The organism is Methylobacillus methanolivorans (assembly GCF_054588515.1).
Genome location: NZ_BAAILT010000004.1, coordinates 20,480 through 43,685, shown reverse-complemented (window position 1 = coordinate 43,685; position 23,206 = coordinate 20,480). Strand labels below are relative to the sequence as shown.

Sequence of the window (23,206 nt, the reverse complement as noted above, 5' to 3'; positions counted from 1 at the left end):
TTAACCGGTAGCCTGGCTGCCGGTTTCCTCAAGCCGTCCACGATAGAGTGCGGCGATCAAATCGGTCTGGGTTACGATGCCCACCAAGCGGCGTTCGTGATCTAGTACCGGGATATGGTGAATCCCATGTTCAGACAGCAATGGTACCAACTGCACGATATGGGTATCGGTGTTGGTAGTGAGCACTTTGCTGGTCATGATTTGGCCGACCACTTCCGGGTGATCGGTTTCTACCCGGAAGGTACGCCGTACAAACTTCCGCAATTTTTCTTCCAGGCCTGGATAAGCATCAAGATTGGCGTGCTTGAGAAAGTCAAAGCGCGTGACGATGCCGATAACACGTTGTGCTCGGTCAACAACAGGCAATGCCTTGATGTGATGGTTGAGCAATAAGGGCCACGCTTCTTCCAGCAGTGTGCCGTATTCCACGCTGACGACATCGCGCGACATGATATCGCCACAGGTGATTGTCCCAAAGCGGCGCTTATATGCCTGCATCTCGGTTTGTAGGAAAAGATTTTCCAGGTCGTCCCGTGCAACATCCAGTACCTGATTGTATTCCTTGAGGACAGCATCCAGATCGGCAGTGGTGAATCCTACCCGGTGCCCTGGACTGATGTCATGGGTTTTATGCAGGTGTGTTTCAGTTCTTGCCTGGTGGGGATAACGGCGTTTAGTGACATTGTTGTAAAGCAAAGCTACCAGGAGCAGAAGTCCCGAGTTGATCGCGACCAGTGCTAGGAAATAAGCGCTGTGCTCTAGCGCCAACGGGCCGGATAGCACGGCGGTCAATGCCACGGCGCCGCCGGGCGGGTGCAGGCAACGTAATGCAAACATGAGGCCGATGGATAGCGCAACTGCAATCGCAGCTGCTACTGGGATACTGGCAATCCAGTGCAGGCAGAGGATACCGACGAGCGCCGATACCATATTGCCTCCCATGATAGACCATGGCTGTGCCAGTGGGCTGGCAGGTACGGCGTAGAGTAGCACTGCGGAAGCGCCTAATGGCGCAATCAGGAAGGGCAGGCTTTCTACGCCCAGTAACCAAGCGCTCATAAGCCCACTGATCAGGATGCCAAGCAAGGCACCCAGGCACGCGCGCAATTTCTCTTGGTGATTGACTGGGCTTTGCTGTGGCTTCCAGCCCTTGAACCAATTCAGTACCCCAGACACAGGTGTAACCTTAATATTTGCAAAGGGTGCAATCTATCATCAATGCCTACCCTTGGCGATGCTTGGGAATATGGGTTTTTTTGATAAGATATATTTAACGCTTATTAATATATATCATTTGATTGATATTAGTTATCATTACCCAATATGACACTCAGTGAACTTAAATTTATTGTTGCGGTGGCGCGCGAGCGTAATTTTCGACGCGCAGCGGAAAAATGCTTTGTCAGCCAGCCAGCGCTGAGCTTGGCGGTGAAAAAGCTGGAAGAAGAGCTGGGTGTGACGCTTTTTGAGCGTAGCCACAAGGATGTAGCGATGACGCCGATTGGAGAGCAGATTATTGCCCAGGCAAGCCGCACCCTAGAGGAGTCCAACCGCATCAAGGAAATCGCGCGTATGGGCAATAATCAGTTGGCGGGCCCTTTCAAGCTGGGTGTGATTTATTCTACTGGTCCTTATCTGTTGCCGGAGATTATCCCCGCCTTGCGTCAATTGGCACCAGACATGCCCTTGGAAGTAGAGGAAAACCTGACGGCTAATCTGGAAACTCAGTTACGCAACCGTGTGATTGATGCGGCTATCATCGCCTTGCCATTTGATGTACCTGGCATACGTTGCGAGCCTTTGTATGACGAGAGTTTTGTGGTGGCGGTGCCAGATATTCATCCTTGGGCTGGTCGCAAGGAGATTCATGCCGAAGAGTTAGCTGATGAAAAGGTGCTTTTACTGAATAGTGGACATTGTTTCAGCAACCAAGTGGTCCTAGCTTGCCCGGAGCTTTCCCGTCATGGCGAGGTGTTGCAGGGAAACTCGCTAGAAACGATCCGCAATATGGTGGCTTCCAATCTGGGCATTACTGTATTGCCTTGTAGCGCCGCGGTGGAGCGCTACCAGAACCCACTGATCAAGACTATTCCATTTACTCACCCTGTCCCCACAAGGCGTATGGCGTTGGCTTGGCGCAAGGGCTACACGCGCGAAAAAGCGATTGCATGTTTGGTAGAGGCGATACGTGCGCTCAAGTCACCGTGTTTGCACGCGATCATAGAGGTTGAATAAACGCGATCAAAGGAAAAGCGAAAGGGGCCTGGCGGCCCCTTTTACGTACGGAGATGAGCAACAAATGATTAACGGTTGCAAACGTACATGGTTACTTCAAAACCAAAACGCATTTCAGTCACTTCTGGCTTGGTCCACATGATGAATCTCCTTTAAGTTTGGGGTAGAGGGTGCGTGGTAATCACTCTTAACCGCGCAATCCATGATTCACATCATATAGATCAAAATTAGGGATGCCATGCGTAGCATCATGATCTGTGGCTCATGATTTTCATGAGAGTGGTGTAAGACTATATTGTTGTGGTCAGCGGTTTGTAGCTCTAGTACGTAACGAATACGCGATAGCCTGATACAGTTTCGCCGCTGGTGGAAAATGCCAGATTGATCTGGATTTCCTCACCCGCAGGTAAGCCTGCCTGAAGATCGGTACCTGCGGGCAGGTATTCCTCGGGTGCGAAGATACGGCGCAGCTTGGGCTTGTCGTCTTCATCTGTCAGTGTCAATTCCAGCATGGGATAGGCTTGCGTATAGCTGGCATTATTGAGCAGCTTGGTAGCGAGCTGGATGACATCTGGATGCTCAAAATCTTCCTGTAGGTCAGAGTCGTCCAGGGCGAGTAATTCAGCATTACGAGGCAAAGGCACTGTGCATCCGAACCATTGGCAGGTAGCGCTGAGAGCGGGTCTGCTGGCTGGCCAATAACCCGCGATCTGGCTGCGGAATAGATAAGCGGCTTGGGCGAGTAGGACCAACACGAGCAGCAGGCTCAGCGGGATGGTCAGCCAGGGAGTAAATCGACGTTTACGACTGGGCTGCTCCGGTGCAAGGAAACTACTGGTAACGGGCGGCTCTATTGGTTCTTCCGCAATCTTTGCCCTTGGCATATCCAGAGATTGGTCGTCTGTATCTGTATCAACAGCCAAGACCGGTTCGGCTTCCGCCTCGGTATCTACAGACTCTCCCTGATTGATATTCAAAATCCTTGCCAGGGCGGCATCAATATCGGCAATGGCGTCAGCATCATCGGCTGATGCAGGTGGAGTAGTGCTTGCTGGTGTTGAGTCAACGACGAATGCGCTATCGTCCTGAATAGTCTCTGCGTGCAGGGGAGAGACTTCATCGAAAGTTTCAGTAGACGATGCATCTGGTGCAATGGCCACATCGTTTGTGATGTGGTGCTCAGGTAGTGGAACCAGGCTTTGTGGTGGCAGAACTTCATACAGTCTGGCGCCTGCATTGAAGACATGCTGACATTGACCGCAGCGCAGGTCGCCAGCATGGGCTGCCAGTTGTTCCGGCTTGACGTGAAATCGGGTGTCGCACGCTGGGCAGGAGGTCACTAGCTGCATATCAGTAGGTCACCTTCTGCTTCCCGTGAGCAACACCCAGCTATCCATGAATGTCGGTGTGTTCATGTCGAACCATTCCTGGTAAATGGCGCTGACCTGTTCAGCTTGTTCACGCAGGATGCCTGACAGCGCAATCTTGCCACCAGGGCTGGTGGCGCGTGCCAATGCCGGTGCAAGCACCGATAAAGCGCTGGAGAGGATATTCGCAACGACCATGTCAAACTGCCCGCTAGGCAAGTCATTGGCGAGATAGAAGCTGGCATCCGTCTGGTTTTGTTCGGCGTTATAGACGCTGGACTGAATGGCCTGGGCATCAATATCCACGCCGATGACCTTACCAGCACCTAGCTTACGTGCAGCAATCGCCAAGATGCCAGAGCCGCAGCCATAATCAAGCACGCTGATATCAGGTGTGACGGTGTTGGCAAGCCAGCTCAGGCACAAGTGCGTGGTCGGGTGGCTGCCGGTACCAAAGGCCAGGCCTGGGTCCAGCACGATATTAAGTGCATCGGGATTGGGCGCATCGTGCCAGGAAGGGACGATCCAGAGATCATCGCGGATACGGATAGGCTCAAACTGGGATTGTGTTGCACGTACCCAATCCTGTTCAGCGATGGTTTCGGTGCTATAGCGGAAATCCGCAATACCCGTCGCGGCACTGAGCTCATGTAATAGAGCAGCCACGTCGGCATCTTCATCCAGCAATGCACTGACAACATTTTGTTGCCAGATGCCCGGCGGTGGATCACCGGGTTCGCCGAAGATGGGTTGCTCGTCCGGGGTTTCGGCGTTGGCGTCCTCAATACTGGCAGAGAGGGCGCCAAGTTCCATCAGGCTATCGCTCAAGAGCTCGGCGTTATTGTCCTGAGCCTCGATTTTGAGTGAAATCCAGCCCATTACTTGCTTGCAATGCCTAGTTTATGTTCCAGGTAGTGGATGCTGGTGCCACCTTGATGGAAGGCTGCATCCGCGAGCAATTCCTTGTGCAAGGCTACATTAGTCTTGATTCCCTCAATCACCATTTCCGACAGAGCGATCTGCATGCGGGCAATCGCTTGCTCACGTGTATCGCCATAGGCAATCAGCTTGCCGATCATGGAGTCATAGTTGGGCGGTACCATGTAACCTTGGTAGGCATGGGTATCAACACGGATACCAGGGCCACCAGGCATGTGGAATGTGGTGATACGGCCTGGAGAAGGCACGAAGTTGAACGGGTCTTCGGCATTGATACGACACTCAATCGAATGCCCGGCCAGCTTGACATCTTTCTGCTTGATACTGAGTTTTTCGTTAGCTGCAATCAGGATCTGTTGTTGCACGATATCGATGCCCGTGACCATTTCTGTGACGGGATGCTCTACCTGCACGCGGGTGTTCATCTCAATAAAGTAAAACTCGCCATTTTCGTAGAGGAACTCGAAAGTACCGGCGCCACGATAGTTGATACGTTTGCAGGCCTCGGCACATGCTGTGCCGATTTTTTCGCGCAAGGCCAGGCTAATGCCGGGTGCTGGGGCTTCTTCCAGCACTTTTTGGTGGCGGCGCTGCATGGAGCAATCGCGTTCACCTAGGTAAATAGCATTGCCATGCTGATCAGCCAGCACCTGGATCTCAATGTGGCGAGGCTGTTCAAGGAACTTTTCCATGTAAACCATGGGGTTGCCAAAAGCGGCTTGGGCCTCGGCCTTGGTCATGCTGATGGCATTCAGCAATGCGGCTTCGGTATGCACCACGCGCATGCCGCGACCGCCACCACCGCCAGCGGCCTTGATGATGACCGGGTAGCCAATACCTTTGGCAATGCGCAGGTTTTCATCTGCATCATCGGTGAGTGCGCCATCTGAGCCTGGTACGCAAGGTACTCCAGCTGCCTTCATGGTGTCCTTGGCGCTGACCTTGTCGCCCATGAGGCGGATAGTCTCAGCACGTGGGCCGATAAAGGTAAAGCCGCTTTGCTCGACACGCTCGGCAAAATCAGCGTTTTCTGAGAGGAAGCCATAACCAGGGTGGATAGCTTCAGCATCGGTGACTTCTGCCGCACTGATGACTGCGGGAATATTCAGGTAACTTTGGCCAGAGGGAGCAGGGCCGATGCAGACAGATTCATCGGCGAGCTTGACGTACTTGGCTTCACGGTCAGCTTCGGAATGCACCGCAACTGTCTTGATGCCGAGTTCGCGGCAAGCGCGTTGAATGCGCAGGGCGATTTCCCCTCGATTGGCAATGAGGACTTTATCAAACATGAGGATATTTCCTAGCCAATGATGAACAGGGGTTCACCATATTCCACGGGCTGGCCATTCTCGACCAGGATTGCCTTGATCACGCCACTCTTGTCGGCTTCGATCTCGTTCAGCAGCTTCATGGCTTCGATAATGCAGAGAGTATCGCCAGCACTGACGCTGCTACCTACATCAACGAATGTCTTGGCATCAGGGGAAGGTGCGCGGTAAAAAGTGCCTACCATCGGGGATTTCACAACGTGGCCTTCGATCGCAGGGGCTGCATTTTCAGCCGCTGCTACGGGTGCCGCAGCTTGAGGTGCGGCAGGGGCAGCGATATAAGGTTGTGCAAATTGAACGGGTGCCTGGCTGTTGGGCAGGTGGCGAGAAATGCGCACCTTTTCTTCGCCTTCGGTGAGTTCTAGCTCGGAGATGCCAGACTCTTCGACCAGGTCGATCAGTTTCTTCAGTTTGCGTAAATCCATGGTTAACCTCTAGATGTATATGAGGTGCCGATCAGGCACGGGTAATGTTATTGATGGCGTAGTCCAGCGCCAGTGCATATCCACGTGCGCCCAAGCCACTGATCACGCCGACCGCAAGATCGGAGAAATACGAGTGGTGACGGAAGGACTCGCGCGCATAGATATTGGAAAGATGGACTTCAATAAAGGGAATCTTCACTGCGGACAATGCATCACGCAAGGCCACTGAAGTATGGGTAAAAGCTGCGGGGTTGATGATGATGAAATCGACAGGCGTATGTGCCAATGTGTGAATTTTCTCTATCAACACGGCTTCATCGTTACTCTGGAAGGCTTCAATATCAATGCCAGCGGCATCAGCCTGTTGCTTGAGCTGAGCATTGATACTTTCCAGGGTGTCCGAGCCGTAATGGTTGGGTTCACGTAATCCCAGCAGGTTCAGGTTGGGTCCGTGCAATACCAGTACGGTTTTGGAGGATGGTTGGGCCATGAATAGGGGCGGTTTGACCGCCAATGCAACTTTAATGGCTGCAAGTTTGCCGTAATTTGGGGTATTTTGTCTAGAGAATTGACGAAATTTAGCGAACTTGCCTGATATTGTCCTGCATGAGGGAAAGTTCAGGAGTTAAGCGCTGGTTGCAGGGTTTGCAGCAATAGTGGCTTGGTAATACGACCAAAGTAACTTTTGAGGATTTTACCATCGGAATCGATGATCACGGTATGTGGCACCACACTATTCAGGTTGCCTAATGATGCACTCAACTTCATACCTTCGATATCCGCTGATAGCAATGGGTATGGCATTGGTGTCTGCTGGGCAAAAGCCTGCATTTTTTCTGCATCATCCAGCGAAATGCCAAGTACGGTGACTTTTCCCGCGAGTTCTTGTGACAAAGCTGCCAGCTCTGGCATTTCTTCGCGGCAGGGGGCGCACCAGGTCGCCCAGAAGTTCACGACCAGTAATTGCCCCTGCCATTGTGACAGCGCTTGTTCAGTATGCTGGAGATCGGTGGCATGAGCGGCAAAAAATGCGGCGGTCGAGGCAAATGTTTCGACTGGCTGCGCTATCCGGGGCGAGCTGCCGTATTGTTGAAGCAATAATATGGCGGCAGCAAATATCAATGCCAGCAAGGCAAAGCGGCCTTTGCTCACGCTAGTTTTGTTATTGGGTGTTGTCATGAGTGGCTTTTACTGAATTCAGGCTGGCGAGGAATTGCTGGCTGTCTTGATAGCCGATCACCCTGTGTTGCTGCAATTCCTGGCCTTGATGATCAAAGAAGATAATGCCGGGAGGACCAAACAGACCAAAGTGCTTTAGCAGTACCTGGTCGTCAGCATCGTTGGCAGTGACGTCGGCCTGTAACAGGATAAAATCCTGCAAGTTGGCGCGTACTTCGGTGTTGGTGAAGGTAAAGTGCTCCATTTCCTTGCAAGATGCACACCAATCGGCATAAAAATCCAGCATGGCCAGCTTACCAGGGTTTTGCGCCAATATTTGCTCCAAGTCAGCGAGGCGTTTGATGCGTTGGAAAGGCAGGCTGGCACTTGCCTGCGATATTGTCAGGCCTTCCAGTGGACGTAAGGCCGACTTGGCGCCTGATGCTGCACCAACGACTAGGGTAGTACCTGCCAGTAGCATAAGGATGGCGATGCCTTTCCAGAAGCGCTGCCAAGCCGTGGCGGTATCCGGGAGCCTGTCCAGTGCTCGCATGAAGACGGCGGGTACGATGAGCAGCGCGGCCCAGAGCAATAGTTGCAGACTGGTTGGCAGCAATGGCGATACGATCCAGAGGGCGACAGCTAGCATGAATACGCCAAACGCTTGGCGGATAGCCACCATCCATGGCCCTGCCTTGGGAAGCAAAGAGCCCGCAGAAGCACCTATTAACAGTAAGGGAACGCCCATGCCGATAGACAAGGCAAACAAGGCGGTTGCACCCAGCATGACGTCCTGTGTTTGGCCGATATAAATCAAGGCGCCCGCGAGCGGAGCTGCGACGCAGGGGCTAACGATCAGCGCAGAGAGTGCCCCCATGACAAAGACGCCCAGCAAATGTCCACCTGGCAAGCGATTGCTGGCATTCACTAAGCGGTTTTCGAGGGCAGAGGGTAATTTTAGTTCATAGAAACCGAACATCGATAGCGCCAGCAGCACAAAAACCAATGCGCTGCTGCTGAGTACCCAGGCATTTTGCAGGGCCGCGCTCAGTAGCTGGCCGGAAAGCCCAGCCGCTACGCCTGCTGCGGTGTAACTCAATGCCATGCCCAAGGTATAAGCCAGTGACAGCCAGAAAGCGTGCAAGCGGCTTTTGCGCTGGCTGCCAACGATGATGCCGGAAAGAATCGGGATCATCGGAAGCACGCAAGGGGTAAATGAGAGTAGCAAGCCAAAGCCGAAGAAGCCGACAATAATGAGCCAGAGCTTGCCGCTGGCGAGCAGGTTGCTAGCGCGGTCGTGTTCGGCCTGGGTCGGTTTGGTGGAGGAACCTGCGCTGTTGCTTGTGGTCGCATGCAGGGAGCCTAAAGCAATGGTTTGGTGTGTGGGGGGGTAGCACAGGCCCTTTTCGCTACAGCCCTGATAAGTGGCCTTGAGTGTGAGGTTGCCTGCTGAAGTGGAAGCGAGTGCCAGCCTTAGTTCGGCAATGAAGTCGCGGTGAAATACTTCAGTGCGGCCAAATGTGGGGTCTTGTTTCCAGTCACCAGCGGGCAGCAGGATTTCACGGACGCCATGTGCTGCCGGTTCAAGCTCGAACTTGATTCTGTCTTTGTAGAGGTAGTGCCCTGGGGCTATTTTGAACGCTGCTTGCAGGTGGTCGGCATCAATTAATTCGACCTGGAGCTTGAAAGCTTGCTCAGGCGGCAGAATATTGTCGTTGTTGTCCCCGAGAAAAGCATTCCGTCCCTGGTTCAGCCATTCGCCAAATTGGCTATTGCCAGCAGCCAGCGCCATATTGGTGCTGAACAGTAAAGTGCAGAGCAACAGGATGAATGTGAAACAGCGCTGTAATGCAGAGTTCAAGCCTGGGTTTCCTGGTGTAGCCATGTAAGATAGGCTGGTAGCCCGCCCGTGACTGAGACACGAATAATCTCGGGAAGTTCGTAAGGATGCAGCTCGTGGATGGCTTGCTCAAGTTCAGGATAGCGCAGGCTGGTGGTCTTGATGAGCATGGGCGTTTCCGTTGCGGTTTCCAGTTTGCCCTGCCACTGGTAAAACGATTGGCAAGGAGCGAGCAGGTTGACGCAAGCTGCCAGCTTTCTGCTGACCAAGGTGCGGGCCATGGTTTCTGCGCTGTCTTGATCTGGCATATTGGTCAATACCAAGACAGCCTCAATGTTTTCTAATGATGGAGATTGAAGTTTCATGCGTTTTCTTTTCCTCTTGCTGATTTTACTCGCTTTCCCTCTCGCTGAGATATGGGTGCTGGTGGAGTTGGCTGCAAGATATGGCTGGTTGGTGCTGGCTTATCTGATTTTGATTGGTATCCTGGGCTGGCGTTTGATCCAGGATGAAAAGCTGTTGATGGTGGGGCGTATGGCACAAACCCTGCAAGCAGGTGGAACGCCTCTGCGAGCCGTGTTTGGTAGTGCCAAGAACTTGTTGGCGGGCATCCTGCTGCTGATACCCGGTGTAATCAGTGATGTATTTGCCGTGATCCTGTTGCTGTTGCCTGGAGGTGGCAAGCTACCGCAAGCTGCCAATGACGATGATGTCGTTTCACGTGAAACCAATCAGCGTGAATATCAACAAGAAACTACTCGCTCGCCATCCGCTGGCGATGTGATTGAGGGTGAGTACCGCCGTGAAGACTAGCGCTATGCTAGACTTGCAAGCTTTTTCTGGCCTGTTGATCGCCTGTTTATTTTCTTTAGTATCGCCTAGATGTTGAGACTTCAAACTAAAGAACAGTGTGGTACAGGGACATGGCCAAGCGCATAGGTTCAGGATTCCTTCATGTCTTTTCAAGTCATCATTAAGCCCAGCGACCGTGTTTTTACGGTGGATGAGGGCGATACCGTATTGGATGCTGCGATTGATGCAGGGATTAACCTGCCTTATGGCTGTCGCAATGGTACCTGTGGTGCCTGCAAAGGCCAGGTGTTGGCAGGAGAGGTGAGTGATGGCGAGTATTTTGATAGTGCGCTGAGCGAGGATGAGAGGAAAACAGGCAAAGCCTTGTTTTGCTGTGCCCAGCCTTTGTCTGACCTGGTGATTGAGTGCCGGGAAGTTGCGGGCGAAGGCATTCCACCGCGGATTATGCCGGTACGTGTAGAAAAGCTGGAAAAACTCTCCCACGATGTCATGGGAATGACGCTCAAGTTACCTAGCAATGAACGTATGCAGTTCATGGCCGGGCAATATATCGAATTCCTGCTCAAGGATGGTCGTCGCAGGGCATTCTCGCTGGCCAATGCCCCGCATCATGATCGCTTCCTGGAATTGCATATGCGTTTGGTGCCCGGCGGTCAATTTACCCAATATGTATTCAATGAAATGCAGGAAAAAACCATCCTGCGTATTGAAGGGCCTTTTGGCACATTCTTTCTGCGCGAAGACAGTACATGCCCGGTGATCCTGGTCGCTGGGGGAACTGGATTTGCGCCGGTCAAAGGTATAGTCGAGCATGCTCTGCAGTTGGGCATCAAGCGCCCGATAACGCTGTATTGGGGTGCCAGAACGCGCGAAGACCTTTACCTCGATGACCTGCCGCAACGGTGGCAGGCAGAAAACCCCTCATTCCGCTATATCCCGGTACTGTCTGACCCTGCACCTGACGATGCCTGGCAAGGGCGTACTGGATTGGTTCACCAGGCCGTGCTGGAGGATCATCCGGATATGCAGGGTTATCAGGTTTATTGTTGCGGTGCGCCGCAAATGGTGGAGGTGGCTCACCGTGATTTCCAGAGCCATGGTTTGCCTGAAGAGGAGTTTTTCTCCGATGCGTTTACCTTTGCCAATCCGGTAGCAAAGGTGACCGTCTAGATTGACCTGCGATAGCGAGTGAGTAAGTGCTGGCAAACACCTTGTTCGCCAGCACTGGTAAGCTGCTATTTATCTTCGCGGCAGAATTGCACGCTCAAGCGGTAATGCTGGTTGGCGGCATCGCTTTCGCCACGGCTTTCCAGCAATCGCGCCAAGGTGAGGTGGGCTTCGGCAGAAGGTTGCACACTGATACTGGCCTCCAGGTAACTTTGCGCCTTGCCCCACAGGCTGAGGCGAATACACATCTTACCCAGCGATAGCAGCAGGTTTGCATCCTGCTCATGACTCAGCAACCAGTGCTCTGCTTGTTGCAACTGTTTGTGTGGATTGGTGCTGCTGCAATCGCCCAGCTTGCCAGCAAGCTCGCTGTCCCAAGTCTTGGTCAGGCTCATTTCCAATACCTCCTGAGCCTGGTTGCCTGCGTTCAAGGCAATAAAGGCATCAGCGGCCATGCTGGCAATACGCGAATTGAGCTTGTCATCCTCCGGCACTTTTTTCCAGTAGGCCATTAGCGTGTTCAAGTCCTTGCCGTGACGCTCAATCAAGTATTGGTGCGCTTGATGACGGATTTCCCTGGCTTGCCAGCTTTCCATGCCATCATGTTTTTCCAGCTGTTGCAACAGCACCAGGACTTGCTCCCAGTTGTTGAGGCGTATCTGCACTTTCAGCTCAAGCCGCATGCCAGGGACAAATTTCGACTCTAGTTTCTCGATCTTGTGCAGCACATCCAAGGCCTGGCTATACAAGCGGTCATCAACCAGTAGCTCTGCTTGCAGCAAGAGGCGTGCGACGGCGGCCTCGGGTGCCAGGCGTTCTGCCTCAGCGAGGTAATAATCACGCTGGCCTTTTTGCTTGAGCTTGTGTGAGGCGCGCGCGGCCAGCAGTGCAGTCAAGCTGGGGTCTTCACCGTAATCAAGTGCTTTTGAGGCGGCTTTTTGTGCCGCCTGATAGCGGCCTTGGCTCATGGCATGCAAGGCCTCCAGCAAGGCGGCATGACCCAGGCGAATGCGGCGGTTTTCCTTGTAGGCGCGCACGTTAGCGGGCAAGTCACGGGCATAATGGATAAAGCGCAACAGCAGATGCAGCGAGGCAAATGCCAGCACGACCAAGATAAGCAGCAGGTTGAGTGACAGCTCCAGGCGGTAGGGTGGCCGAACAATCAGCACATAGCCTTCGTTATTTCCCGCTAGTAGTGAAACACCGATAGCGAGCGCCAGTATCAGCAGGATCCAGATCAATACGCGCACTATTCACCTCGTTCCAGGTTGACGCGGTCATTGGTTCGCTCAGAGTTGTTAGCGCGCTCCAGGGTCAGCTTGTATTTGCTTGCCAGGCCCAGGGTCTCGGAAATGTCCGGTAATTGGATCACGATGCTGCTGGCGGAAAGCTGCTTCAATGTATCAAGGGCTGCAATGGTACTTTGTTCACGCAGGTCGAAATAATTGCGTATCCAGTGTTCAGCCTGGTGTAGATCGGCGCGGTAAGAGCTTTCATCATGCTGTAGCAAGGCTGTTCTGGCGGTGAGCAGGTGCAGCTTGAGGTTTTCGCGCAGGAAGAAGGTCTGGTCTGGTGCCAGTAATGGCGGCTCTGGCCGGTCAACTCGCTCAAGGCGGATCATGTGTTTGAGATCGTCCCAGATTTCGCGGAGTAGCCTGCGAAACTGGTTTTCTTCAGCCATGGTGGCTTCGGCAATCGTGGCTTTCGGGTGGCGGTCACTGACCAAAGGCAATTTGTTGATGCCTTCAATGAGGTTTTCCAGCTTGAGGCTGATGCCGATGGTATCGATCTGCGGCAGCTCTTGCAGACGTTGAATATCCTTGGCAATCGCTTTGCGTAACTGCACAGCGGGTACGCTATCCATTTGCTGCAAGCGCGAATCCGCTGTTTGCAGTGCTAGCAGCGCAGGTTTGATATTGCCTGCGAGCTGTAGTTGTTGGTTTGCGATGACCAATAATTGCTCTACTTCGGCAATCACGCGTTCGTCGTGATTGTTGACCAGCTCCAGGTATAGTGTTTGTAGGGCTTCCTGCTGGTCGCGTGATTCTGCCAGTTGTTGCTCTAGGCGGATGATGCGGCTGGTGGCCTCCGTGCTACGCTCGTCAGCGTTTTTGGCCAAGGCCAGGCTTTGTTGATTGCTGCCGTTGAACTGTTCCAGACGTTGCGTTAATGACTGTTCCAGGCCATTGAGGCGCTGGCGCGTATGCAGCGCTTGCCAAGAAATAAAGGCAATGGCACCAAGAGCCAATAGCAGGGCGATCCAGGCAAGCGAAGAGGGCTTGCGCGATATCTGGACCGGCGCAGGTGATGGTGTCTGGGTATCAGGCGATTGTTGTTCAGTCATGGTTTACTTCACTTATACATTGCAGCATGGCGTCATCCCCGGGTGCTGTCGCAACCCGTACACGCAGGCCCAGGCTAGCTGGCAGTTCGGCGATGCGGGCATGGTTGACGCAGATTGTGGTGCCACGCAGCCACTCTGCGCTGCCATTGCTGGTTAAGGCAAGCAGGTGGCGCATGGCTTCGCTACTGGTTACCACGATGGTATCCAAGTGCCCATTGTGCCATAGCGTTTGCAATTTTCCTGCATCTGTTTGCGGGTTGATACGGCGATAGCATTCGGCAAAGCGCACTTCGGCACCGCGGCTGCGCAAGGTGTCGGCCATCAGTTCGCGACCACCGATACCGCGCACGATCATCATGCGTTGTCCCTGCACTGCTTGCATGTCCGGCAGGGCAAGCAGGGATTCGCTGTCAAAGCGGTGCTCGGGTTGCAGAACATTTGTCACGCCATATTGCATCAGTTCAGCCGCCGTTACCGGGCCTATAGCGGCAAAACGCGGTTTTCGGGTGCATGGCTCAAGCCTGGCCTGGATGCTGGGCATGCCGTATTGCACGGCATTGGAGCTGATGAAAATCAGCCAGTCTTGCGCAGCCACGTTATCCAGGGCGTGGATAAAGGCGCTGTTATCTTCTAATGCAGTAATGGCGATCAGCGGAAAGCTGGTGGTATCACCGCCAGCGGTAGCTATCATGCGGCTCAGGCGCGTGGCCTGGTCCAGCGGCCGCGTAATCGCAATATGGCGGCCTGTTAAATCAATCATGAGGGCAATCAGTCATGGGCAAGTGCGGCAAGAATACGGTCTGCACCGCGTGCCACCAATTGCGCAGCCAGCGCCTGGCCCAGTGCTTCGGGTTGATTGGCACGGCCTTGGGCAGACTCACGTAATAGCTCCTTGCCGTCGATGCTGGCGACAAAGCCGGTCATATGCAGCGTATCGCCTTGTTGCTGTGCAAACGCACCTAGCGGCACCTGGCAACTGCCCGCCAGTGCGCGGCTCATACCGCGTTCCGCCTCCACACAGGCGGCGGTCTCGGCATGGTTGAGTGGTGCCAGAATATCCAGCAGATCATGGCGTTCGGCATTGATTTCGATGCCCAGTGCGCCTTGCCCGACTGCGGGTATGCTCTGGTCAGGGTCAATGGCTTCGCGAATACGGTCTTCCAGCCCCAGGCGCTTAAGGCCGGCAGCGGCGAGGATGATGGCAGCATATTGGCCTTCATCCAGCTTGCGCAAGCGGGTTTGCAGGTTACCACGCAGGGATTCGACTTTCAGGGCAGGAAAACGCGCCTGTAGCTGGCTCTGGCGGCGCAGGCTCGAGGTGCCGACGATACTGCCTGCGGGCAACGATTCTAGGTTGGGGTAATTGTTGGATACAAAAGCATCACGCGGGTCTTCACGCTCGCCAATCGCTGCCAAGGCAAAGCCTGGCGGCAAGTGCATCGGGACATCCTTCATGGAGTGTACTGCCAAGTCGGCCCGACCATCTGCCAATGCCTGCTCCAGCTCCTTGACGAACAAGCCCTTGCCGCCAATTCGGGCAAGCGGGGAATCGAGAATCTGGTCGCCGGTGGTGGTCATGCCGAGGATAGTGACTTGAGTGTCTGGGTATAGGGCCTGCAGGCGGGCCTGTATATGTTCTGCCTGCCACATGGCCAATGCGCTTTCACGCGAGGCGATCACCAGTTTCTTGGGAGCATTCATCAGTGAGTGGGGCTGGTGGGCGATGCGCTTACAGCCAAGTTGTTATTGAAAGCGCCATTTTAGCATAGGGCCTGAGAGGCTTAGCGCTGCGGGTTGCTAGTGGGCAGCCAGTTTGCGCAACAGGTGATATTGCCGTCGGCTGACAGCGATGGTGTCCGGAATGTCCCTGAGGATGGCGTGCCAGCCGCTTTCGCCATTGAGCTCACGTTTTTCATAGCCGCTGATGCTGGATTGTGCCACCAGGCAATTGCGGTGTAGGCGCAGGAACAGGTGCCCCAGTTCCTGTTCCAGTTGAGTGAGGGACTCTTCGATCAGGTATTCCTGCTCCTTGGTGCGCAACGTGACATATTTAAGCTCGGCGCGCAGGTAAATCACTTGATGCACCGGGATGAGCAGGATGCGGCCATGATGGTTGACGCTGAAATGGGTACGTGTACGCTGCAAGGGTTTGAGTGCTTCAACCTGGGCTGGCAACAATACGCGCGCCTTGTGCAGCGCCGCTCCCAGACGTTCTTGTCGAATGGGCTTGAGCAGGTAATCGACTGCATTCATCTCGAATGCCTGGATGGCATAGCCATCAAACGCCGTGGTGAAAATGATGGCAGGCGGCTGAGGGAGTTTTTGTGCATGTGCGGCTGCTTCAATGCCATCCATGTTGGGCATGCGGATATCCAGTAGTAACACGTGCGGCTTGAGCTGTTGTGCAAGCTCCAGTGCCTCATTGCCATGTCTGGCCTCGCCTACCAGTGTGACACCGGGAATCTCAGTCAGCAGTTCGCGCAGGCGGTTGCGCGCAGGCGGCTCATCGTCGGCGATGACGATATTGAGCGGGGCATGCATCATGCGGCTGCCCTGTGGCGATATGGGATAATGATATGCACGGCGTAATGTCCATTATCCTGGCGGATATTAAGGCTGGCCTCGACATCAAAGTGGAGCTGCAGGCGCTCGCGGATATTGCTGAGCGCCATGCGATTGCCCTGATGATGGGTTGAGCCAGGCTGGTAAGGATTGCGTAACTGAATATGCAATTCGTTGCGTGTGCTGTGTAGCTGGATGCTGATGGTGCCACCATCAGCCAGCGGTTCTATGCCATGGTACACCGCATTTTCCAGCAAGGGTTGCAGGATGAGCGGTGGAATCAGGGCGTCTTGCGGCATGTTGTCGACCTGCCAGTTGAGATTGAGCCGGTGTTCCAGGCGCAGTTTCTCCAGCGCCAAGTATTGCCGACAGAGCGCCAGCTCCTGCGCCAGCGGTACCAGTTCACGATTATCCGCCATCAAGACACGAAACAGGTCGGCCATGTCCATGAGCGCGGTTTCTGCCTGCTTGCTATCGCTACGTACGATCGAGAGCACGGCATTGATGCTGTTGAAGAGAAAGTGCGGGCGTATCCTGGCTTGCAGCGCCTGTAGACGCGCCTCGGCAATCGCCGGGGTAAGGGCGCGCTGACGTAGCTGCAAATAAAGCAGGGTGATGGCCGTGATGCTGGCGGTGAGGGTGAGCGTGCGCAACAAGCTGCTGGCGAGATCAATGTGCAATATCTCGCTCGCAACGACATGGGCTAACAGGCTGAAGGTGACCGGTATCAACAGGGCAATAGGGTAGGCGATGTAGCCATGTAGCTTTGCCAGCCAGGGTTGGATGGCATATACAGCGAGCAGGCTGAGCAGAAGTACAGGCTGCATGAGGGCGCTCCAGCGGGTAAAGCCTGGTAACCATTCTGTCAGGTTGTTACTAGCTGCCAGCGAGGCAAACAAGCCCAACAGGTTGGCGACGACCAATATGCGCAGACAGATGCCGAGATTGCGGAAGTCTGGCAACTTCAAGGAATGAATGGCGTTTTGCTTTATAATAGCCATGGTTTATCGCACTATTTTCACATTCTAATCAGCATCGTGAGTTCATCACGCGACATCATGACAGAAAAGTCCAATCACTTGAATCAACCCTCTTCCAAAACCTGGTCTGGCCGGTTTAACGAGCCTGTGGCCGAACTGGTCAAGCAATATACCGCATCTGTAGGATTTGACTATCGCCTTGCTGAATACGATATCCAGGGGTCGCTGGCACATGCACGCATGCTGGGTGCACAAGGCATCATCAGCCAGGAAGATGTCGCCAAGATAGAGCAGGGCCTGGGCGAGATCATGCGCGAGATACACGATGGCCAATTTACCTGGTTGCTTGACCTGGAAGATGTGCACCTGAATATTGAAAAACGCCTGACTGACAAGATAGGCGATGCAGGTAAGCGCCTACACACTGGTCGCTCCCGTAACGACCAGGTGGCAACTGATATTCGCCTGTGGCTACGCGCAATGGTAGATGATGTTGTAGCCCGCATTCGCAAATTGCAGGCCTCATTGGTGGATCTGGCTGAGCAGCATGCAGATACCGTCATGCCCGGCTTTACCCACTTGCAGGTGGCGCAGCCCGTGACTTTCGGACACCACCTGTTGGCTTATTTCGAGATGCTGCAGCGGGATGCAGAGCGCTTGATGGATGCGCGTAAGCGTATCAACCGCCTGCCACTGGGTGCGGCAGCTCTGGCTGGTACCAGCTACCCTATTGATCGTGAGCGTGTGGCGCGTGATCTGGGCTTTGAGGCTGTGTGCGAAAACTCGCTGGATGCAGTATCTGACCGTGATTTTGCCATTGAATTTACTGCGGCGGCATCATTGATCATGACGCATTTGTCTCGTCTGTCAGAGGAGTTGATTCTCTGGTCCAGCCCACGTTTCGCGTTTGTTGATATTGCTGATCGCTTCTGTACTGGCTCTTCCATCATGCCGCAGAAGAAAAACCCGGATGTGCCTGAGCTTGTGCGCGGCAAGACTGGGCGCGTCAATGGACACCTGGTGGCGTTGCTGACGCTGATGAAGAGCCAGCCTCTGGCTTACAACAAGGATAACCAGGAAGACAAGGAGCCACTGTTCGATACCGTGGATACCTTGCTGGTGACGCTGGAAATCTATGCTGACATGTTGCGCGGCATCAAGGTGAACAAGGACGCCATGCGCCTGGCTGCGGCAGAGGGTTTTGCCACGGCGACAGACCTGGCAGACTACCTGGTGAAGAAAGGCATGCCTTTCCGCGACGCGCATGAAGTTGTTGCACTGGCCGTGCGCCATGCCGTGGAGCAGGGCTGCGACTTGTCTGATCTCTCCTTGCCGCAGCTGCAGCAATTCAGCCCGCAGATTGCAGAGGATGTATACCAAGTATTGACGCTGGAAGGTTCGCTGGCAAGCCGTAACCATCGTGGTGGCACTGCACCAGCCCAGGTGCGGGAAGCACTTAAGCGGGCTAAAGCTCTGCTGGCTTAAATGTACTCAACAATAAGTGTTTGATGGAAAAAGCCCCGCAATCGCGGGGCTTTTTTGTTGTCTTCTACTGGGGGGGAATGGGTTTGTCGAGATTGCTGGCACCGATGACGCGATTGCGCCCACTGTTCTTTGCCTGGTACAAGGCTTTGTCTGTACGCCCGATAATCGAGTCGGCTGCCTCATTTTCCTGACGCTGGGCAACGCCTGCGCTAAATGTGATCAACACATGGCTGTCATTGTGCAGGAAAATATTGCGAGTCAATTCGCGTTGAGCACGTGTAATGACGCTGATGGCATCTTGTTCCGTTGTGCCTGGCAGCAAAATGATGAATTCCTCGCCGCCATAACGCGCAATCACATCGGTCGTGCGCAAGGCCTCCTTGATGACGGAGGCTAGGTGAGCTAATGCCTGGTCGCCGGTGGCATGGCCCATATTGTCGTTAATCTGCTTGAAGTGATCGATATCCATCATGGCAATACTCAAAGGCATGCCAAAACGGTCTGCGCGATTGAACTCCCTGAGCAAGGCCTCATCCATGCCTCGACGGTTCAGTGTTCCGGTCAGGTAGTCCTCGTGTGCAATTTCGTTGATATGATCGAGTTGCAATGTCAGTTCGTAAATTTGCTTTTCAGCCTCTCGCACCTTGTTTTGCGCATCTAGTATCTCGTTGCGGGAATTTTGCGTGATCGTGCTGATGGCCTGGGTGTCTTCCAACAGACAATGTAATACGTGGTTAAGATCTTGTATCTCATCGCTATGGCTGATTTCCTCGCGATAGCCTTGCAACTTGGTTTGGTACTCATCCGTGGCCACGGTAATCTCGGACAGTTGCGTGACAAAAATCTCTGCCATCTTTTTTAAGGTTTTCTTGGCTTCGATCAATCCAGGCCTGAGCTGGCCTTGCATGAAGATAAGGTCTTTAAGCGTATCTTCTGCCTTGGCTAGAGAGTCGACATTCAATGGCTGAGTGAGGATGTCGCGAATCGCCGTCGTCGGGCCTTGTAGCCAGCGCTCTTCCAGCACGAGTGCTTCCATGCTGACCAAGAGCAGGCGCAATAGCTGCAACAGGCGTAGTTGCAGCTGGCTCTGGCTATCTAAGTGCATTTCCAGATTGAAGAGAATGTTCTTCAATGCATCTTCCAGCGCAAGAATTTCATCACGGTGCTGAGCCCTCTGCGTCGCTTCCAGCAAGGCAGTTGCTCGAGACTGAGCCTCAGGAAGCTCCTTGAGCTGTGGGATGATGACTAAGTCCAGCGTCCTGATCAGCATATTGCGCCAGAGCGTCATGATGTCGCTGATGTCATGCTGGGTGGACGGTGTCTGAAAATGTGAATGGCTGCTGTCTGGAGAGGGTAGGTGTGCCAATAACTGGCGCAATGCAGTGTCCAGGCTCCGCCAGTTTTGGCCTTCAAGCTGGCTCAGGATGTGGTGAATGCTGGTTGCATAGTGAGGTTGTTGTGTACTGACCTCTTTTAGCACGTTGCCCAGAAGCTGACCTATGGTGGATGTGCTATCGGCGACGGTTTCGCCATTAATGGCGGTATAAACTTTGCGATAGTTGTCCGGTGTCGGCGCTATCCGGCTTTTTGCAAGCTGGATAAGGGTTTGTCGTGCAGTTTCAACGGATTTTTTATGTTGATCCATAGCTGACTCGAATTGTGTCGGTGTCCCTGAGAGTTCTGGGTGTGCGGCAACTTTTATCCCCATGATTGTTGCTCTCTACTTCCAGAATCGCTGTATTGTAATACAGGGAATCTCTTACAAAGCAATTCTTAAATATGGAAGCATCGGGTTGATATCAATCAAGGAATAGTTGCAGCAACTCGTTGAGGAACCGTTGTCCTAGAGGTGTGGGTGCGATACGGGTTGGACTGAGGTCTAATAGTCCTTTTGCAACAGCATGTTGCAAGATGGGGGAGATGTGTTCCAATGGCAGTCCAGTGCGTATCTTGAACAATGCAGGATCCACGCCATCAGTTAATCGTAAGGCATTCATCATGAACTCAAAAGGCAACTCATCCCTGGCAATCTGCCATTGTTGCTCTACGGCATGGCCTTGACCCGCATGCTCCAAATAGCGTTTGGGGTGCTTGTGGCGGCTTTCGCGCGTGATGCGGTCATGAAAGCTTAATTTGCTGTGCGCTCCTGCGCCTATGCCAAGATAATCGCCAAACTGCCAGTAGTTGCGGTTATGACGACATTGCTTGCCTGGTTGAGCAAACGCCGAGGTTTCATAATGTGTGTAACCATGTTGGCCCAATAAGTCTTCAATGGCTTCCTGCATGCTGGCGCTGGTGTCATCGTCCGGCAAGGCTGGCGGGGTGCGGTGAAATGGGGTGTTGGGTTCCAGCGTCAGGTGATAGAAAGATAGGTGCGCGGGGCCAAGGTCGCAGGCGCGTTGCGCATCTGCCAAGGCGTCTCTCAGGCTTTGGCCGGGCAGGGCATACATCACATCGAGATTCACTGAGTCGAAGGTGCTAAGTGCCAGTTCTGCTGCGGCGACTGCCTGGGTTTCATCGTGGATGCGGCCAAGCTTGTGCAGGTAATCACTATCAAAACTCTGGATACCGAGCGAGAGGCGGTTGACGCCTGCCGCGCGATAACCGCGGAAATGCGCAGCATCGACGGTGCCAGGGTTGGCTTCCAGCGTGATTTCGCAATCCACGCTCAAGGGCACCAATGCCCGTACATTACTGAGTATGCGATCAATTGCTTCGGGAGAGAACAGGCTGGGTGTGCCACCGCCGAAGAAAATGCTGTGTACGCGCCGTCCCCAGATGCGGGGTACTGATTGCTCGAGATCGGCAATCAGGGCATCGACATAAGCTGCTTCAGGAATCTCCGTGCGCGATTCATGCGAATTGAAATCGCAATACGGGCATTTACGCACGCACCAAGGGATATGGATATAAAGCGATAGCGGCGGTGGCTCGGTCGGGGCAGATGGCAGTGTTTCTTGCTTACCCCCCTGGCCAGGAAGATCGCTAATCGCCTTGATTTCGATGGGTGTGCTGATAGGGGTTCACCAATTCGTCAATCAGGCGATGCAGGGCATCGCGCATTTGTGCTTCAGAGACTTCCATCAACAGGCCGTCTTCCAGGGCATCCTGGGCAATCTGTTTGAGTTCGTCGAAGTTCTCGGTCATCACCTTGACTTTTTCCGTGCAGGAGACGACGCTGCCGTCGTCACGCAACCATTTCGGCCAGTTTCCGCTCATAGCGCCAGCCTTTCCAATTGTTGCACCAGTTTAGTCAGGGCATGGCCACGATGGCTGATGCGATTCTTGATCTCGGCGGGCAACTCGGCAGCGGTCTGGCCGGTCTTGGCATCCAGGAACAAAGGGTCGTAGCCGAAGCCTCCCTCACCGCGCGCTGCGGTCAGGATTTCTCCCTGCCAGGCGCCTTCTGCAATCAGTGGTTGCGGGTCATCGGCATGGCGTACCAGCACCATGACACAATAATAGTAAGCGTGCCTGTCATGCAGGCCATCCAGGCTTTGTAGCAGCTTGTCATTATTGCGCTGATCGGATTTGGGTTCACCAGCATAGCGCGCAGAGTAAACGCCAGGGGCCCCTTGCAGGGCATTGACGCATATACCCGAATCATCGGCCAGTGCAGGCAGGCCGGTATGGCGACTGGCATGGCGGGCCTTGGCTAGTGCGTTTTCGACAAAGGTCACAAATGGCTCTTCTGCCTCTGGCACATTGAGTGCAGATTGCGGCAGTACCTCGACCGATAGCGGCGCAAGCAAGGCCTGGATTTCCTTGAGCTTGCCTTGGTTGTTGCTAGCAATGACGAGTTTCTGGAACGGCATCGCCATATTTATAGCCCCAGCGCTTCTTTCTGTTTGAGCAATAGGGTGCGGATGCCACTCTCGGCCAGTTCCAGCATGCGGTTCATGGCATCACGCTGGAATGGCTCACCTTCGGCAGTGCCCTGGATTTCGACAAAGCCGCCGCTTCCGGTCATGACGACGTTCATGTCGGTATCGCAGGCGGAATCTTCGATGTAATCCAGATCCAGCACGGGGTTGCCTTGATAAACGCCGACAGAGATAGCGGCTACTGCGTCACGCAGTGGCGATTCCTGGATCAGTCCCTTGTTCAGCAAAAAGCTGATGGCATCATGCAAGGCGACATAAGCGCCGGTGATGCTGGCAGTGCGCGTCCCGCCGTCAGCCTGGATGACGTCGCAATCCAGGTGGATGGTGCGCTCGCCGAGCTTTTCGAGGTCAATCACGGCGCGCAGGCTGCGGCCAATCAAGCGCTGGATTTCCTGGGTGCGGCCGGATTGCTTGCCGCGCGCGGCTTCGCGGTCCATGCGGCTGCCAGTGGAGCGGGGCAGCATGCCGTATTCGGCGGTGGTCCAGCCTTGGTTCTTGCCACGCAGGAAAGGCGGGACTTTTTCTTCGACACTTGCGGTACACAGCACATGCGTATCACCGAACTTAACCAGCACAGAGCCTTCCGCATGTTTGGTGTAGTGGCGGATGATCTCGACGTGACGTAATTGGTCTGGGGCACGGTTGCTGGGACGCATGGTGTTTCCTGAATTTTCAAAGC

The 23,206-nt window shown here is 54.0% G+C and carries 25 protein-coding genes; 4 read left to right on the top strand and 21 right to left on the bottom strand.

Features of this window, described 5'->3' with window-relative positions; all coding sequences use genetic code 11:
* Entirely contained in the window at positions 1–1,176 is a 1,176-nt protein-coding gene (locus tag LG202_RS10155) for an HPP family protein (protein ID WP_230348334.1), read from the bottom strand.
* A 147-nt stretch (positions 1,177–1,323) separates the two neighbouring features.
* Between LG202_RS10155 and LG202_RS10150 the strand changes: the two genes are divergently transcribed.
* Positions 1,324–2,235 (top strand): hydrogen peroxide-inducible genes activator, encoded by a 912-nt coding sequence (locus LG202_RS10150; protein ID WP_230348333.1) that lies wholly within the window; start codon positions 1,324–1,326, stop codon positions 2,233–2,235.
* Positions 2,236–2,303: 68 nt separating this feature from the next.
* Here LG202_RS10150 and pqqA read toward each other — a convergent pair whose 3' ends face one another.
* The 9 genes from pqqA to cutA all read right to left on the bottom strand — a co-directional run bounded on the left by pqqA (position 2,304) and on the right by cutA (position 9,657).
* Positions 2,304–2,375 (bottom strand): pyrroloquinoline quinone precursor peptide PqqA, encoded by a 72-nt coding sequence (gene pqqA, locus LG202_RS10145; RefSeq protein ID WP_081774944.1) that lies wholly within the window; start codon positions 2,373–2,375, stop codon positions 2,304–2,306.
* A gap of 180 nt (positions 2,376–2,555) precedes the next feature.
* Positions 2,556–3,584 carry a zinc-ribbon and DUF3426 domain-containing protein gene (locus tag LG202_RS10140; protein ID WP_230348332.1) on the bottom strand — a complete coding sequence of 343 codons (1,029 nt, stop codon included), beginning with the start codon at positions 3,582–3,584 and terminating at the stop codon, positions 2,556–2,558.
* Between the two features lie 9 nt (positions 3,585–3,593).
* Positions 3,594–4,481 (bottom strand): 50S ribosomal protein L11 methyltransferase, encoded by an 888-nt coding sequence (prmA, locus tag LG202_RS10135; RefSeq protein ID WP_230348331.1) that lies wholly within the window; start codon positions 4,479–4,481, stop codon positions 3,594–3,596.
* A complete protein-coding gene (gene accC / locus LG202_RS10130; RefSeq protein WP_230348330.1) occupies positions 4,481–5,830 on the bottom strand; it encodes an acetyl-CoA carboxylase biotin carboxylase subunit in 1,350 nt (449 codons plus the stop codon). Before accC ends, prmA begins: the two co-directional genes overlap by 1 nt.
* A gap of 11 nt (positions 5,831–5,841) precedes the next feature.
* Complete coding sequence (gene accB, locus LG202_RS10125) at positions 5,842–6,294, bottom strand: acetyl-CoA carboxylase biotin carboxyl carrier protein (RefSeq protein WP_230348329.1); 453 nt, start codon at positions 6,292–6,294, stop codon at positions 5,842–5,844.
* 31 nt (positions 6,295–6,325) lie between these two features.
* A complete protein-coding gene (aroQ, locus tag LG202_RS10120; protein WP_230348328.1) occupies positions 6,326–6,784 on the bottom strand; it encodes a type II 3-dehydroquinate dehydratase in 459 nt (152 codons plus the stop codon).
* Between the two features lie 128 nt (positions 6,785–6,912).
* Positions 6,913–7,473, bottom strand: coding sequence for a TlpA family protein disulfide reductase (locus LG202_RS10115; RefSeq protein ID WP_230348327.1), 561 nt, complete (start codon positions 7,471–7,473; stop codon positions 6,913–6,915).
* Positions 7,457–9,337 (bottom strand): protein-disulfide reductase DsbD, encoded by a 1,881-nt coding sequence (gene dsbD / locus LG202_RS10110; protein ID WP_230348326.1) that lies wholly within the window; start codon positions 9,335–9,337, stop codon positions 7,457–7,459. Before dsbD ends, LG202_RS10115 begins: the two co-directional genes overlap by 17 nt.
* On the bottom strand, positions 9,310–9,657 hold the full coding sequence (gene cutA / locus LG202_RS10105) for a divalent-cation tolerance protein CutA (RefSeq protein WP_230348325.1): 348 nt from the start codon (positions 9,655–9,657) through the stop codon (positions 9,310–9,312). Before cutA ends, dsbD begins: the two co-directional genes overlap by 28 nt.
* On the opposite strand from cutA, the gene LG202_RS10100 reads away from it, so the two are divergent.
* The gene (locus tag LG202_RS10100; RefSeq protein WP_230348324.1) at positions 9,656–10,105 is read left to right on the top strand and encodes an FxsA family protein; all 450 of its coding nucleotides are present in this window, start codon (positions 9,656–9,658) and stop codon (positions 10,103–10,105) included. The genes cutA and LG202_RS10100 overlap by 2 nt on opposite strands.
* Positions 10,106–10,246: 141 nt before the next feature.
* Positions 10,247–11,275 (top strand): CDP-6-deoxy-delta-3,4-glucoseen reductase, encoded by a 1,029-nt coding sequence (locus LG202_RS10095; protein ID WP_230348323.1) that lies wholly within the window; start codon positions 10,247–10,249, stop codon positions 11,273–11,275.
* Between the two features lie 65 nt (positions 11,276–11,340).
* Here LG202_RS10095 and LG202_RS10090 read toward each other — a convergent pair whose 3' ends face one another.
* From LG202_RS10090 to LG202_RS10065, 6 genes are all read right to left on the bottom strand, one after another.
* Entirely contained in the window at positions 11,341–12,522 is a 1,182-nt protein-coding gene (locus LG202_RS10090) for a heme biosynthesis HemY N-terminal domain-containing protein (protein ID WP_230348322.1), read from the bottom strand.
* Positions 12,522–13,616, bottom strand: coding sequence for a uroporphyrinogen-III C-methyltransferase (locus LG202_RS10085; RefSeq protein WP_230348321.1), 1,095 nt, complete (start codon positions 13,614–13,616; stop codon positions 12,522–12,524). Before LG202_RS10085 ends, LG202_RS10090 begins: the two co-directional genes overlap by 1 nt.
* Entirely contained in the window at positions 13,609–14,376 is a 768-nt protein-coding gene (locus LG202_RS10080) for a uroporphyrinogen-III synthase (protein WP_230348320.1), read from the bottom strand. The genes LG202_RS10085 and LG202_RS10080 overlap by 8 nt, the downstream gene beginning before the upstream one ends.
* Positions 14,377–14,384: 8 nt before the next feature.
* Positions 14,385–15,317 carry a hydroxymethylbilane synthase gene (gene hemC, locus LG202_RS10075; protein WP_230348319.1) on the bottom strand — a complete coding sequence of 311 codons (933 nt, stop codon included), beginning with the start codon at positions 15,315–15,317 and terminating at the stop codon, positions 14,385–14,387.
* 96 nt (positions 15,318–15,413) lie between these two features.
* A complete protein-coding gene (locus tag LG202_RS10070; protein WP_230348318.1) occupies positions 15,414–16,160 on the bottom strand; it encodes a LytR/AlgR family response regulator transcription factor in 747 nt (248 codons plus the stop codon).
* On the bottom strand, positions 16,157–17,179 hold the full coding sequence (locus LG202_RS10065; protein ID WP_230348317.1) for a sensor histidine kinase: 1,023 nt from the start codon (positions 17,177–17,179) through the stop codon (positions 16,157–16,159). Before LG202_RS10065 ends, LG202_RS10070 begins: the two co-directional genes overlap by 4 nt.
* A 57-nt stretch (positions 17,180–17,236) precedes the next feature.
* Between LG202_RS10065 and argH the strand changes: the two genes are divergently transcribed.
* The gene (argH, locus tag LG202_RS10060; RefSeq protein WP_230348316.1) at positions 17,237–18,643 is read left to right on the top strand and encodes an argininosuccinate lyase; all 1,407 of its coding nucleotides are present in this window, start codon (positions 17,237–17,239) and stop codon (positions 18,641–18,643) included.
* Positions 18,644–18,707: 64 nt separating this feature from the next.
* Here the strand turns inward: argH and LG202_RS10055 are convergent, their stop codons facing one another.
* The 5 genes from LG202_RS10055 to rph all read right to left on the bottom strand — a co-directional run bounded on the left by LG202_RS10055 (position 18,708) and on the right by rph (position 23,183).
* Entirely contained in the window at positions 18,708–20,351 is a 1,644-nt protein-coding gene (locus tag LG202_RS10055; RefSeq protein WP_230348315.1) for a GGDEF domain-containing protein, read from the bottom strand.
* Positions 20,352–20,442: 91 nt separating this feature from the next.
* A complete protein-coding gene (gene hemW / locus LG202_RS10050; protein ID WP_459724940.1) occupies positions 20,443–21,633 on the bottom strand; it encodes a radical SAM family heme chaperone HemW in 1,191 nt (396 codons plus the stop codon).
* Positions 21,629–21,862: a hypothetical protein gene (locus tag LG202_RS10045; RefSeq protein ID WP_230348314.1), complete on the bottom strand. Its 234-nt coding sequence runs from the start codon at positions 21,860–21,862 to the stop codon at positions 21,629–21,631. The genes hemW and LG202_RS10045 overlap by 5 nt, the downstream gene beginning before the upstream one ends.
* The gene (gene rdgB / locus LG202_RS10040; protein WP_230348313.1) at positions 21,859–22,464 is read right to left on the bottom strand and encodes an RdgB/HAM1 family non-canonical purine NTP pyrophosphatase; all 606 of its coding nucleotides are present in this window, start codon (positions 22,462–22,464) and stop codon (positions 21,859–21,861) included. The genes LG202_RS10045 and rdgB overlap by 4 nt, the downstream gene beginning before the upstream one ends.
* 2 nt (positions 22,465–22,466) lie before the next feature.
* Positions 22,467–23,183, bottom strand: a complete 717-nt coding sequence (rph, locus tag LG202_RS10035; protein ID WP_230348312.1) for a ribonuclease PH — start codon at positions 23,181–23,183, stop codon at positions 22,467–22,469.
* Positions 23,184–23,206 lie beyond the last annotated feature (23 nt).